Here is a 13,391-nt window from a genome sequence, read left to right as displayed (position 1 = left end):
TGCCGTCGGCGGCATGGTCGACGGCCAGGTGATGGCCGCCGTCGCCGCGCCCACGGCGGACTTCAGCAACGACACCTGGTGGATCTGGGTCATCAAGGCCGTCGCCATCCTCGTCTTCCTGCTGGTCTCCGTGCTCCTCGCCATCTGGGCGGAACGCAAGGTCCTGGCCCGCATGCAGACCCGTACGGGCCCGAACGTGCACGGCCCGTTCGGTCTGCTGCAGTCGCTGGCGGACGCGATCAAGCTCCTCCTGAAGGAGGACTTCTCCATCCGCGGCGCGGACAAGCTCATCTACGTCCTCGCACCACTCATCGCCGTCACCAGCTCCCTGCTGGTCATGGCGGTCATCCCGTTCGGCCCCGAGGTGTCGATCTTCGGTGTCGTCACCCCGCTGCAGCTGACGGACATGCCCGTCGCGGTGCTGTACATCCTCGCCATCACGGCGATGGGCGTGTACGGGATCGTCCTGGGCGGCTGGGCGTCGAACTCGACGTACCCGCTCCTCGGCTCCGTGCGTTCCTCGGCGCAGGTCATCTCCTACGAGCTCAGCATGGGACTGGCCCTGGTCAGCGTGTTCCTGGTCTCCGGGTCGCTGTCCACCTCGCAGATCGTCTCCGCGCAGACGGAGCTGTGGTGGGCGATCGCGCTCGCCCCGGCGTTCCTCGTCTTCCTCTGTTCCATGGTGGGCGAGGTCAACCGCCTGCCCTTCGACCTCCCCGAGGCCGAGGGTGAGCTCGTCGCCGGGCACATGGTCGAGTACACGTCGATGAAGTTCGCGTGGTTCTTCCTCGCCGAGTACATCAACATGTTCAACGTCTCGGCCGTGGCGACCACCCTGTTCCTCGGCGGCTGGCGCGCCCCGTGGCCGCTGTCCTCGATCGCCGACGGCGCCCTGAACGAGGGCTGGTGGCCGCTGCTGTGGTTCATCGCCAAGGTCTGGGCCTGCATGTTCTTCATGTTCTGGCTGCGCGCCACCCTGCTGCGGTTCCGCTACGACCAGTTCATGAACTTCGGCTGGAAGATCCTCATCCCCGGCGCCCTCGCCTGGGTCGTGCTCGTCGCGGGCGTCCAGGGCGTGCGGCAGTTCACCGACATCGGGCTGCAGACGATGCTGATGTGGATCGCCGGGACGTTCGCCGTCCTCATGGTGATCCTGCTCGTGTGGCCGGAGAAGAAGGACGGCGACGCCGAGCAGACCACGCAGCCCGGCCAGCGAGGCCGCCCGGACAGGCGGGACACGGCGGCGACGCCCCGGACCCGCCGCGAGCAGGACGCCGGCGACGTCCTCCCGGCCGAGAGGACCTTCGACCCGTACGAAGGCGGCTACCCCGTGCCACCGTTGCCGGGCCAGAAGCTGCCGCCGTCGCCACGGCAGCGGCGCCGGGAGCGCGAGCGCAAGGCCGCTGCCGGCGCGGTCACGAGCACCAGGAGCACCACCCCGAAGGAGGGCGACGATGGCTGACGACCGGAGTGTGGGCCGCAGCAAGCGGCGCGGAGGGGAAGGCCGGGAAGTCTCGCGCCGGCGCTCCCTGCCACCCGAGCTCGGGCCTGCCCAGAAGGGCCCGGTGGCGCGCATGTTCGCGCCGGTCGCCGGGTTCGGTGTGACCATCTCCTCGATGTTCCGGCCGAGCGTGACCGAGGAGTACCCGTACGAGAAGGTGCCGACACAGCCGCGCTACCACGGCCGGCACCAGCTGAACCGGTACGCCGACGGGCTCGAGAAGTGCATCGGCTGCGAGCTGTGCGCCTGGGCCTGCCCGGCCGACGCGATCCTCGTCGAGGGCGGGGACAACACCGCGGACGCGCAGTACTCGCCGGGGGAGCGGTTCGGCCGCGTGTACCAGATCAACTACCTGCGCTGCATCTTCTGCGGCCTGTGCATCGAGGCGTGCCCCACCCGTGCCCTGTCGATGACGAACGAGTTCGAGCTCTCGGGTCCGACGCGCGAGGGCCTCATCTACGAGAAGCAGGACCTGCTCGCCCCGATGCTCGACGGCATGCTGGCCGCGCCGCACCCCATGGTCGAGGGCACGGACGACGACGACTACTACCGCGGTGACGTCACCGGCCCCACCGAGGGCCAGGTGGAGTGGGTCCGCAAGCACCGTCCGGACGACCCGACGCTGAAGACGGCGCAGCCGCAGGACGTCACGCCCACCGGGGGACGGCGTTGATCGGCGCCGGCCCGATGCCGGCCGCCGTCGCGCAGACTGTCACGGTCTCCACCGGGGAGACCGTGCTCTTCTGGGTGCTCGCCCCCATCATGGTGCTCGGCGCCCTCGGACTGCTGTTCTCCAGGCGCTCGGTCTACGCCGCCATGGCCGTCGTCCTGGTGATGATCTCCCTGGCGGTCATGTACATCGCGCAGGGCGCCACGTTCCTCGGGGTCGCCCAGGTGGTCGTCTACACCGGCGCGATCATGATGCTGTTCCTGTTCGTGATCATGCTCGTCGGCGTCGACGCGTCCGACTCGCTCCACGAGACGATCAAGGGGCAGCGATGGGTCGCCGGCCTCGCCGGACTCGGCCTCGCCGCCCTGCTCGCGGCCGTGGTGCTGCGCGTCACGATGCCGGCACCGGCCGGTCTGGAGGCGGCGAACGCCGACACCAACCCGGTGGGCGTGGCCCGGCTGATCTTCTCCGACCACGTCTTCGCCATGGAGCTGACCGGAACCTTGCTGATCACCGCCGCCGTCGGCGCGGTCACCTTCACCCACCGCGAGCGCATCGGCAGAAGGTACTCCCAGGAGGAGGTCGCCGACGCGAAGATGGCGGCCTACCGGGCCGGCAAGGGCCGGCTCGCCCAGCTGCCCGCCCCGGGCGTGTACGCCCGGTCCAACGCGGCGGATCTCCCGGCGCTGTCCGCCGAGGGCGAGCCGCTCAACGTCTCGGTGCCGCGCATCCTGCGCATCCGCGGGCAGGAGCGAACCATCGCCGAGATCAGCCCGGAGACGGCGGAGGCGCTGGCGCGGGCGAAGGCCGGGCAGGGCCCCGGCACGCACGGCGCGGACGGCACCCGCACCCTGACGACGGCCCGGATGCCGTCCATGCCCGGTGACGGCCCGCCGAAGCCGTGGTGGCCCGGCCGTGAGGACACCGACGGAAGCGCGGAGCTGACGGGCGGCGAGCGCCCCGCGAGCGCGGGCCCGCTGATCCAGCGCCCCGACACCGAGAGCGCCGAGACCGAGAGCGGCACGACCGAGGAGGCAGACAAGTGAGCCTCGTGAACTACCTGGTGCTGGCCGGCATCCTGTTCGCCATCGGGTCCACCGCCGTGCTGCTGCGACGCAACGCGATCATCGCGCTGCTCGGGGTGGAGCTCATGCTGAACGCCTCGAACCTCGCCCTGGTCACCTTCGCCCGCATCCACGGGGATCTGACCGGGCAGGTGCTCGCCTTCTTCGTGATGGTCGTCGCCGCCGCGGAGGTCGTCGTCGGCCTCGCCATCATCGTGTCCATCTTCCGAACCCGCAGGTCCGCGTCGGTCGACGACGTCAACCTGCTGAAGAACTGACGGGGGCCGGAGTGGGTTCTGCAACATCAAACCTCGCCTGGCTGCTCGTCGCCATCCCGGCGGCGTCGGCAGCCCTGCTGCTGGTCGCCGGGCGCCGTTCCGACCGCTGGGGCCACTGGCTCGGCGTCCTGGCGAGCGTGGCTGCCTTCGTCGTCGGTGCCGTGATCCTCGTCCAGATGTTCGCGATGCCCGCCGCGGAGCGGGTCATGGACGTGCACCTGTTCACGTGGATCCCCGCGGGCGACCTCAGCGTCGACGCCGGGCTGCGGGTCGACCCGCTGTCGATGACGTTCGTCATGCTCGTGACCTTCGTCGGCAGCCTCATCCACATCTACTCGGTCGCGTACATGGAGCACGACGCCGGCCGCCGGCGGTTCTTCGCGTACCTCAACCTCTTCGTGGCGGCCATGCTGCTGCTCGTCCTCGCCGACAGCTACGCGCTGCTGTTCGTGGGCTGGGAAGGCGTGGGCCTGGCGTCCTACCTGCTCATCGGGTTCTGGAACCACCACCTGGACTACGCCGTCGCCGCCAAGAAGGCGTTCGTCATGAACCGTGTCGGCGACGCCGGGCTCATCCTCGCGATGGCCGTCATGTTCACGGCGTTCGGCGCGGTCGACTTCGCCACCGTCCTCGGCGGCGCCGGCGACGCGAACGAGACCGTGCTCACCGCCACCGGCCTGCTGCTGCTCCTCGCGGCCTGCGGCAAGTCGGCCCAGTTTCCGCTGCAGGCATGGCTCGGCGACGCGATGGCCGGTCCGACGCCGGTCTCGGCGCTCATCCACGCCGCGACCATGGTCACCGCCGGCGTCTACCTCATGGTGCGGTCCGGGCCGCTGCTGTCGGGATCACCGACGGCTCTCCTCGTCGTCGCGATCGTCGGTGCGGTGACGCTGCTGTTCGGTGCGATCGTCGGGTCCGCGAAGGACGACATCAAGAAGGTCCTCGCCGCCTCGACGATGTCGCAGATCGGCTACATGATGCTCGCGGCCGGGCTCGGACCGGTCGGTTACGCCTTCGCGATCTTCCACCTGGTCACGCACGGCTTCTTCAAGGCGGGCATGTTCCTCGGCGCCGGGTCGGTCATGCACGGCATGGACGACTCGGTGAACATGCGGGGCTTCGGTGCCCTCTCGAAGTTCATGAAGGTCACCTGGCTGACCTTCATGATGGGCTGGCTCGCGATCCTCGGCGTGCCCCCGTTCTCCGGGTTCTGGTCCAAGGACGCCATCATCGAGACGGCGTTCGCCGGCGAGGGCTGGCAGGCCTGGGTGTTCGGCATCGCGGCACTCCTGGGCGCCGGCATCACCGCGTTCTACATGTCCCGGCTGTTCTTCATGACCTTCCACGGCAAGGCCCGTTGGTCCGAGAAGGGCGCCGGGACCGGTGACGGCCCGGGCACCCCCGTGCGGCACCCGCACGAGTCCCCGGCGCTCATGACCGTCCCGATGATCGTCCTCGCGATCGGGTCCGTCGCGCTCGGCGGGCTGCTCGCCTGGGGCGATGTGTTCGTGCACTGGCTGGAGCCGGTCGTCGGCCATCCCGAGCACCACGAGCCGGTGCTGCCGGTCCGGGTAATCCAGGTCTTGGTCGTCGGCCTCGTGATTCTCGGCGCCGTCATCGCCTGGCTGCGCTACGGCGCGCGGCCGGTGCCCGCCCATGCCCCGGAGGGCACGGCGCTGACCCGCGCGGCCCGCAACGACCTGTATCAGGACGCCGTCAACGAGGGCGTGTTCATGCGGCCCTCGCAGTACCTGACCCGCGCGCTGGTCTTCTCGGACGTCGCCGTCGTCGACGGCGTGGTCCGCGGCATCGCCCGGTCCACGGCCGGCCTGGGCACCGCGGTGCGCCGGGTCCAGACCGGTTACGTCCGGTCCTACGCCGCCCTCATGCTCGGTGGCGTCGTGCTTGCCCTCGTCGTCGTCCTCGCCTCACGGGTGTAGGGAGAGGCGGAGGAACCGATGAATGGAGTGAACGCGATGGCCGGCATGCCCTGGCTGACCGTGCTGATCGTGGTGCCGCTGGCAGCGGCGGCGTTGCTGTGGCTGGTGCCGCCCCTGCACCGGGTGGCCCGGCCGTACGGCATCGCAGTGTCCCTCGTCGAGCTGGCGCTCGCCGTGGTGATGACCACGCAGTTCGACACGGCTGCGGCCGGCGAGATCCAGCTGACCGAGATGGCGGCGTGGATCCCGCAGCTGGGCGTCTCTTACGCCCTGGGCATCAACGGCCTCGGCCTGGCGATGGTTCTGCTCGCCGTCTTCCTGGTGCCGATCGTGCTGCTCGCCGCCTGGCGCGAGCAGGAGGTCGTGCCGGACGGTCAGCGGGTCGAGCGCCGCCAGATGGGCTTCGTCGCCCTCGTCCTGGCGCTCGAGGCCGTCGTGGTCGGTGTCTTCGCCGCACGCGACGTCTTCCTCTTCTACGTCCTGTTCGAGGCGATGCTCGTCCCGGTGTACTTCCTCGTCGGCGGCTACGGCGGCCCGAGGCGGCGCACCGCGGCGCTGAAGTTCCTGCTGTACTCCCTCGCCGGCGGACTCATCATGCTCGTCGGAGTCGTCGCCCTCTACATCGTGGGCCCGGGCGGTGAGCAGGGCTTCCTGATCTCCAACCTGGTCGGTTCGCTGGAGACCTCGGTGATGGGCGAGCGCCTGCTGTTCCTGGCGTTCTTCATCGCCTTCGCGATCAAGGCGCCCATGTGGCCGGTGCACACCTGGCTGCCGGACACCGCCCAGCAGGCTCCGGCCGGGGCGTCCGTGCTGCTCGTCGGTGTGCTCGACAAGGTGGGCACCTTCGGGATGATCGCCCTGTGCCTGCCGCTCTTCCCGGCGGCCTCGGAGTGGGCAGCGCCGGTGATCATCGGTCTCGCGCTGGTCTCGATCATCTACGGCGGCCTGCTCGCCGTCGGTCAGCGCGACATCATGCGGCTGATCGCCTTCACCTCGGTGAGCCACTTCGGGTTCATCGTGCTGGGCATCTTCATCCGTGACCAGGTCGCGCTGACCGGCGCCATGGTCTACATGGTCGCCCACGGCGTCTCCACGGCGGCGCTGTTCCTCGTGTCCGGGTTCCTGACCCGCCGCGGCGGCACCCAGGAGATCCCGGCCTACGGCGGTCTCCAGAAGGCGGTGCCGGTGCTCGCCGGGACGTTCCTCGTCTCCGGTCTGGCCTCCATCGCCCTGCCCGGCCTGAGCGGGTTCGTGCCGGAGTACCTCGTGCTCCTCGGCACCTTCCGGGTGTCGGTGGTGGCCGGCGTCGTCGCCGTGCTCGGCGTCATCATCGCCGCCGTCTACCTGCTGCTGCCGTATCAGCGGATCTTCACCGGACCCACCCGTGACGGGCTGGCCGACCTGCCCGACCTCGGGCTGCGTGAGCGGTGGGTGATGGCCCCGCTGGTCGTCGCGATGCTGGCCCTGGGCCTGTACCCGGGCCCGGTGGTCGACGCCGTCACCCCGGTGGCCGACGGGATCGCCGTCGACCAGCCAGTCTCGATCGACACCGCCGATCCCGCTGACCAGGGAGGGAGCGCCAAGTGACCACGTTCGAAGCGCCGTCCATCGCATGGGCCGCCCTCCTGCCCACCCTCCTGATCGCCGGTGCGGCCGTCGTCGGAGTGCTCGTCGAGGCGTTCGTGCCCCGCGGTCCGCGTCGGCCCGTCCAGCTGATCCTGGGCCTCGCCGCGGTCGCCGCCGCGCTCGTCGCCGTCGTCTGGCGCTGGACCGAGGTCGTCGCCGGCGGGCCGCAGCATGCCGTCGGCAGCGCCGTCGTCGAAGACACGCCGGGGCTGGCAGCCCAGGCGATCCTGGCCCTCTTCGGCTTCGTCGGTCTGCTCGTGATCGCCGACCGTACCGAGTCCGGTGAGGGAGCCTTCGTCGCGCAGGCGGCGGCCCGGCCCGGATCGGCGGAGGAGGCGGACTCCACGCGGGCCGGCATGGCCCAGACCGAGGTCTTCCCCCTGACCCTGTTCGCGCTGACCGGCATGTTCGTCTTCGCGCAGGCGAACGACCTGCTGACGGTGTTCATCGCCCTGGAGGTGCTCTCGCTCCCGCTGTACGTGCTCTCGGGCCTGGCGCGGCGACGGCGGCTGCTCTCCCAGGAGGCGTCGCTGAAGTACTTCCTGCTGGGTGCGTTCGCGTCCGCGTTCATGATCTTCGGCATCGCGCTGCTGTACGGGTACTCCGGCTCGATCACCTTCGCCGGGCTGTCCGAGGCCGTGCCCGCCACCGTGGGCATGGACGGACTGCTGCTGGCCGGCTCGGTGATGGTCATCACCGGCCTGCTGTTCAAGATCGGCGCCGTGCCGTTCCATGCCTGGACGCCCGACGTGTACACCGGCGCCCCGACGCCCGTCACGGGTTTCATGGCCGCCGCGACGAAGCTCGCCGCGTTCGCCGTCCTGCTGCGGTTCGTGTACGTGGCGCTGCCCGACATGAGCTGGGACCTGACGCCGTTCTTCTGGGTCGTCATCGTCCTGACGATGGTGCTCGGCACCGTGGTCGGCATCGTGCAGAGTGACGTCAAACGCATGCTCGCGTACTCCTCCGTCGCGCACGCCGGCTTCGTGCTCATCGGTGTGCTGGCGCTGGAGCAGTCGGCCATCCCGGGCGTGCTGTTCTACCTGCTCGCCTACGGCCTGGCCACGGTCGGCGCCTTCGCGCTGGTGACGCTGGTGCGTGAGCGTGACCCCGAGGGCAACGTCACCGGCGAGGCGAACCATCTCTCGCAGTGGGCGGGTCTCGGACGGCGCAGCCCGGTGGTGGCGGTCGCCATGACGGTGTTCCTGCTGTCCTTCGCGGGCATCCCGCTGACGGCGGGGTTCATCGGCAAGTTCGCCGTGTTCGCCGCCGGTATCGAGGGCGGCCACACCGTCCTGGTCGTGCTTGCCGTGCTGGCGTCGGCGGCCACCGCGTTCTTCTACGTGCGGCTCGTCGTGCTGATGTTCTTCACCGAGCCCGACGGCGACACGGTCGCCGTCGTCCGGTCGGAGGGCCTGACCACGGTCGCGGTCGCCGTCTGCGCGGTGGGCACCCTTCTGCTCGGCGTGCTGCCCGGGCCCTTGCTCGGGCTCGCCGGGCAGGCAGCCACCTTCCTGCCATGAGTACCGTTCCTCCTGTGACGACAGCGATGCTGCCTCTGGGCGACGCCGAGCTCGAGGCCCGCCTGTACCCACACCTCGACGAGGTCGAGGAACGGCTGCGCGAGGCCGTCGTCGGGGCCGACGCCCTCGTGGACCCGCCGAGCGCGCACCTCGCGTCGGCGGGCGGCAAGCGGCTGCGGCCCCTGCTGACCCTGCTGACGGCCGAGCTCGGTGACGGACAGAACGACGGGGTGCGCTCCGCGGCCGTCGCGGTCGAGCTGACCCATCTGGCGACGCTCTACCACGACGACGTGATGGACTCCGCGCCGTTGCGCCGGGGAGCCCCGGCGGCGCACGAGGTGTGGGGCAACTCGGTGGCGATCCTCACCGGCGACCTGCTGTTCGCGCGGGCGTCGCGGCTGGTGGCGTCCCTGGGCGCGGATGCGGTGCGGGTGCACGCCGAGACGTTCGAGCGCCTGTGCCTCGGCCAGCTGCACGAGACGATGGGGCCCACCGACGGTCAGGACCCGGTGGAGCACCATCTGCGTGTCCTCGCGGACAAGACCGGCTCCCTCATCGCCACCTCCGCCCGCTATGGGGCGGCGTTCTCCGGCGCCGGCCAGGAGCTGGCCGATCTGCTCGCCCGGTACGGCGAGAAGGTCGGTGTGGCCTTCCAGCTCGCCGACGACGTCATCGACCTCTCCGCGGACGCGGCGACCACCGGCAAGACCCCGGGCACCGACCTGCGTGAGGGCGTCGACACGATGCCCGTCCTGCTGCTGCGACAGCGGGCCGAGAACGGTTCCCTGGACGCCACCGGTGCGGACCTGCTGGACCGGCTCCGGGTCGAGGAGCTCGCCTCCGACGAGAAGCTGCGTGCCGTCGTCGCCGACCTACGTGCCCACGAGGTGGTCGCCGAGGCCCGCGCGCTGGCTGAGCGGTGGGCGCACGACGCCGTCGCCGAGATCGCCCCGCTGCCGGCCTCGCCGGTCAAGGACGCGCTCGAGGCCTTCGCCCGGCTCCTGGTCGACCGCCTGGCCTGACCCCGGACACCGACGCCCCCCGCGACTGGTCACTCGCGCACCGACCGGTCATGCGCGTGCCGACTGGTCATGCGCGTGCCGACTGGTCATGCGCGTGCCCGCCCGGGCGCCGGTGAAAGCCTGCCGGCGAGGGCGCTCCCGCGACGCGCTGCTGCGGTCGTCCCCAGATGGGCGATCAGGCGGTGCGCCGGGCGAGGCGTTGGCGGTTGCGGAGCCCGTCGACCGTCAGGACCGCGATCGCCACCCACACGATCACGAACCCGGCCAGCCGCTCCGGCGGCATCGGTTCGTGGAACAGCAGCACGCCGACGGCCAGCTGCAGCAGGGGAGCGGCGTACTGCAGCATCCCGATGACGCTGAGCGGGAGCCGGCGCGCCGCGGCGCTGAAGAGCAGCAGCGGGCTCGCGGTGATCGGTCCGGAGAGCACGAGCAGCAGGCTGTGCTGGGCGCCGTCGCCGAACGTTCCCGCTCCCATCGCCTCCAGGTAGACCAGGTAACCGACGGCGGCCGGGAAGAGCACCGCGGTCTCCGCCGCGAGGCCGGGCAGGGCGTCGACCGTGCGGCCGATCCGATTCTTCACCAGCCCGTACAGCCCGAAGCAGCCCGCCAGGCACAGCGAGATCCAGGGCAGCTCCCCGTAGCCGACGGCGATGACGGCGACGGCCACGACGCCCAGGCCGCACGCCACCCACTGGGCGGGGCGCAGCCGCTCGCGCAGGACCACTACCGCCAGCAGGACGGTGGCGATGGGGTTGATGAAGTATCCGAGCGCCGCATCGATGGTCCGGCCCGTGTCGACGCCGTAGATGTAGACGAGCCAGTTGGCCACGATGAACGTCCCGGCCAGTGCGACAAGACCAAGGGTGCGCGGCTCCCGCAGCACCGGCCGGAGCGTGCGCAGGCCCGCCGTGAACGCGAGGATGCCGAGGCAGAACACCAGCGACCAGGCCGCGCGCTGTGCCACGATCTCGACGGGGCCGGCCGGCTCCAACGCGCGGAAGTAGATGGGCAGGGCGCCCCACAAGACGTATGCCCCGAGCCCCATGGCCATCCCGGGACGGTTCGAGGGGCTGTCTTCACCATCACGGGCCACCACGCCGGAACTGTCGCACAGGTCGCCCGTGCGCCCCCGCCGTCGTCCGCCCTGCGATCAGTGCGCGGCTCCGTCCGCCCCTCCGTTCGTGCCCCGCCGTTCGCGTCGAGCGCAAGGGCTCGGGATCGGCACCGCGCCACTGCCATCGGTGTCGGGCGCCCTCGCCTCCGGTGTGATCTGTGTCGCGGGGCCGGACCGGCCAGGGGCCTGACCCATAGAATGGACGCCGGTCGTTCCCGCCCCTGGACGCGCCCGACGGTGCGTGGAAACAGGTGGGCGGTCCCGTCGTCGAGAGGTACTTGTGACCAGCTCCCGCCCGTTGAGCGTGGCACTCGTGGGTGCCGGCCCTGCCGGTATCTACGCCGCAGACATCCTGTCGAAGTCCGGGCTGGACGTGAGCATCGATCTCTTCGAGCGCATGCCGGCTCCCTTCGGCCTCGTCCGCTACGGAGTCGCGCCCGACCATCCGCGGATCAAGCAGATCATCGTCGCTCTCTACAAGATTTTGCAGCGTGGCGACATCCGGCTCGTGGGCAACGTCGAGGTGGGCAAGGACATCTCCCTCGAGGAGATGCAGAAGCACTACGACGCCGTCATCATCTCCACCGGCTCTGACCGGGACGCCCCGCTGAACATCCCCGGCGTGGACCTTCCAGGCAGCTACGGCGGCTCGGAGTTCGTCTCCTGGTACGACGGTCACCCCGACGTCCCAAGGACCTGGCCCCTGGACGCCGAGCAGGTGGCCGTGGTCGGGGTCGGCAACGTCGCGCTGGACGTGGCACGGATGCTCACCAAGCACCCGGAGGACCTGCTTCCCACGGAGATCCCCGACAACGTCGCCGAGGGTCTGCGGTCGAACAAGGTCACCGACGTGCACGTCTTCGGACGCCGCGGCCCCGCACAGGTGAAGTTCACCCCGCTGGAGCTCCGTGAGCTCGGCCAGGTGCCCGACGTCGACGTCATCGTCTACGACGAGGACTTCGACTTCGACGAGGGCTCGGAGGAGGCCATCCGCGCCTCCAACCAGACCAAGCAGGTCGTCAAGACCCTCATCGACTGGACGCTGAAGGAGGAGGAGGACCTGACGGCCTCCCGCCGCATCCACCTGCATTTCCTGCACCGACCGGTCGAGATCCTCGGTGACGGTCAGGTCGAGGCCCTGCGCACCGAGCGCACCGAGCTGACCGGAGACGGCAACGTGCGTGGCACCGGGGAGTACGTCGAGACGCCGGTGCAGGCCGTCTACCGCGCCGTCGGCTACTTCTCGTCCCCGGTCCCCGGCGTGCCGTTCGACGAGGTCCGCGGGGTCATCCCGAACATCGAGGGCCGGATCCTCGGCGCTGACGGCGAGTGGATGCCCGGCCTCTACGCGACCGGCTGGGTCAAGCGCGGTCCCGTGGGGCTGATCGGGTCGACGAAGTCTGACGCCCGCCAGACCATCGGACACCTCGTCGCCGACGCAGAGGCGGACCTGCTGCGCGCGCGGACCGATGACGCCGACCAGGTCGGTCACGACGCGATGCTCGCCGCGCTCGAGAGCGCCGGCGTCCGGTACACGACGTGGGAGGGCTGGGAGCTGCTCGACGCGTTCGAGCACGAGCTCGGCGCCCAGGCCGCCGACGGCCCGCGTGACCGCGTCAAGGTCGTCGACCGGAACACGATGACGGCGATCTCACGCGGCGAGGAGCACGACGGCCGCCTGTACTGAGCCGCCCGAGCCGCCCGAGCCGTCAGCGCCCCTCTCGGTGCCGACCCGGCTCGCCGCGTGCCGCGCGGGACGTCTGCCGTTCGCCGGTGCGCGAGCGCACGGTCCCGACCACGGCGTGCCCGATCTGTGCCAGCACGGTCACGACGAGCACGAGGACGCCGACGGCGGGCCCACCGAACAGCAGCAGCACAGCCGCCTGCAGGAACGGCATGAGCTCGGACGGAGCAGGCTCACCGACCCACAGCGTCGTCGACCCCGGCTGCCACACGCTCGCAGCCTCGGCCGTCACGTCACAGGTCATCGTCACGGCGCCGTTCCCGGTGGGGAAGCGGAACACCGACTCGTAGTCGTCGTGGCTCTGGCTCGGAGCGGCCGACATCGGCAGGTCGGCGCCGGTGCTGTCCGTGGCTGTGCACGCGACGTCGTCCACGTGGCTCTCCGGCGCCCAGATCCATCTGGTCTCCGCCGGCGGGAGGTCCATGGTGACCTGCTGCTGCATCGAGATCTCGACGTCCCAGTCGGTCCGGGCCTCGCCCGCCGCGACAGTGAGTACGGCGCCCGCGATCCCGGCTCCCAGCACCAGCATCGCGGCCAACCCGTAGTAGCGCCGGAACCTCGGTCGCGGGCGAGGCGTCGGCGGCGCCGACGGCCGTGGTGCCGGGCCGGGCACCGAGGTGGCGGGTCGCACGCCCGGGTACGGGCGCGTGGAAAGCTCGCCGGGCACGACGACGGTGATGTCCGGAGTGTTCTCCTGGTCCGGCCGTGCCGGTTCACCGTCCGGCTCCGCATGGCCCGGCGTCGCCGAGGACGGCCGAGTGGCGGGCGGACCTGCCGCGAGGAGGTCGCGATACGGCTGCGACGACTCGCGAGGCCCCCCGTCCGTGCTCATGGACCAAGAGTAGAGAACGAGTTGAGCAGGTGAGGCACGCACCTCGTGGGAACGACCGGGGCGACGGTTGCGTTGAC

11 protein-coding genes are annotated in these 13,391 nt (G+C 70.7%); 9 read left to right on the top strand and 2 right to left on the bottom strand.

Annotation, left to right across the window (positions count from 1 at the left end):
- The first annotated feature begins 13 nt into the window (after window positions 1-13).
- The 8 genes from nuoH to ABD907_RS03715 all read left to right on the top strand — a co-directional run bounded on the left by nuoH (window position 14) and on the right by ABD907_RS03715 (window position 9,624).
- A complete protein-coding gene (nuoH, locus tag ABD907_RS03750) occupies window positions 14-1,462 on the top strand; it encodes an NADH-quinone oxidoreductase subunit NuoH (RefSeq protein WP_425555699.1) in 1,449 nt (482 codons plus the stop codon).
- A gap of 112 nt (window positions 1,463-1,574) precedes the next feature.
- Window positions 1,575-2,174, top strand: a complete 600-nt coding sequence (gene nuoI / locus ABD907_RS03745; protein ID WP_345215428.1) for an NADH-quinone oxidoreductase subunit NuoI — start codon at window positions 1,575-1,577, stop codon at window positions 2,172-2,174.
- Complete coding sequence (locus ABD907_RS03740; protein ID WP_345215133.1) at window positions 2,171-3,217, top strand: NADH-quinone oxidoreductase subunit J; 1,047 nt, start codon at window positions 2,171-2,173, stop codon at window positions 3,215-3,217. Before nuoI ends, ABD907_RS03740 begins: the two co-directional genes overlap by 4 nt.
- Window positions 3,214-3,513, top strand: a complete 300-nt coding sequence (gene nuoK / locus ABD907_RS03735) for an NADH-quinone oxidoreductase subunit NuoK (RefSeq protein WP_345215132.1) — start codon at window positions 3,214-3,216, stop codon at window positions 3,511-3,513. Before ABD907_RS03740 ends, nuoK begins: the two co-directional genes overlap by 4 nt.
- Window positions 3,514-3,524: 11 nt before the next feature.
- A complete protein-coding gene (gene nuoL / locus ABD907_RS03730; RefSeq protein ID WP_345215131.1) occupies window positions 3,525-5,453 on the top strand; it encodes an NADH-quinone oxidoreductase subunit L in 1,929 nt (642 codons plus the stop codon).
- An 18-nt stretch (window positions 5,454-5,471) separates the two neighbouring features.
- Window positions 5,472-7,040: an NADH-quinone oxidoreductase subunit M gene (locus ABD907_RS03725; protein WP_345215130.1), complete on the top strand. Its 1,569-nt coding sequence runs from the start codon at window positions 5,472-5,474 to the stop codon at window positions 7,038-7,040.
- A complete protein-coding gene (nuoN, locus tag ABD907_RS03720) occupies window positions 7,037-8,602 on the top strand; it encodes an NADH-quinone oxidoreductase subunit NuoN (RefSeq protein ID WP_345215129.1) in 1,566 nt (521 codons plus the stop codon). The genes ABD907_RS03725 and nuoN overlap by 4 nt, the downstream gene beginning before the upstream one ends.
- 14 nt (window positions 8,603-8,616) lie before the next feature.
- Window positions 8,617-9,624, top strand: coding sequence for a polyprenyl synthetase family protein (locus tag ABD907_RS03715; RefSeq protein ID WP_345215128.1), 1,008 nt, complete (start codon window positions 8,617-8,619; stop codon window positions 9,622-9,624).
- 175 nt (window positions 9,625-9,799) lie between these two features.
- Here the strand turns inward: ABD907_RS03715 and rarD are convergent, their stop codons facing one another.
- Window positions 9,800-10,720 (bottom strand): EamA family transporter RarD, encoded by a 921-nt coding sequence (gene rarD / locus ABD907_RS03710; protein WP_345215127.1) that lies wholly within the window; start codon window positions 10,718-10,720, stop codon window positions 9,800-9,802.
- A 298-nt stretch (window positions 10,721-11,018) separates the two neighbouring features.
- On the opposite strand from rarD, the gene ABD907_RS03705 reads away from it, so the two are divergent.
- Entirely contained in the window at window positions 11,019-12,425 is a 1,407-nt protein-coding gene (locus ABD907_RS03705) for an FAD-dependent oxidoreductase (protein ID WP_486334045.1), read from the top strand.
- A 22-nt stretch (window positions 12,426-12,447) separates the two neighbouring features.
- Here the strand turns inward: ABD907_RS03705 and ABD907_RS03700 are convergent, their stop codons facing one another.
- Window positions 12,448-13,314, bottom strand: coding sequence for a hypothetical protein (locus tag ABD907_RS03700; protein WP_345215126.1), 867 nt, complete (start codon window positions 13,312-13,314; stop codon window positions 12,448-12,450).
- Between the last annotated feature and the right edge of the window lie 77 nt (window positions 13,315-13,391).

It is taken from the genome of Georgenia halophila, from assembly GCF_039541595.1.
The sequence above is the reverse complement of the archived record's forward strand: the minus strand, read 5'-3'. Positions and strand labels throughout refer to the sequence as shown.

Coding starts and splice junctions, on each gene's coding strand:
- nuoI (WP_345215428.1), top strand. CDS start 1,575: ATGTTCGCGCCGGTCGCCGGGTTCGGTGTGACCATCTCCTCGATGTTC.
- ABD907_RS03700 (WP_345215126.1), bottom strand. CDS start 13,314: ATGAGCACGGACGGGGGGCCTCGCGAGTCGTCGCAGCCGTATCGCGAC.
- nuoH (WP_425555699.1), top strand. CDS start 14: ATGGTCGACGGCCAGGTGATGGCCGCCGTCGCCGCGCCCACGGCGGAC.
- ABD907_RS03725 (WP_345215130.1), top strand. CDS start 5,472: ATGAATGGAGTGAACGCGATGGCCGGCATGCCCTGGCTGACCGTGCTG.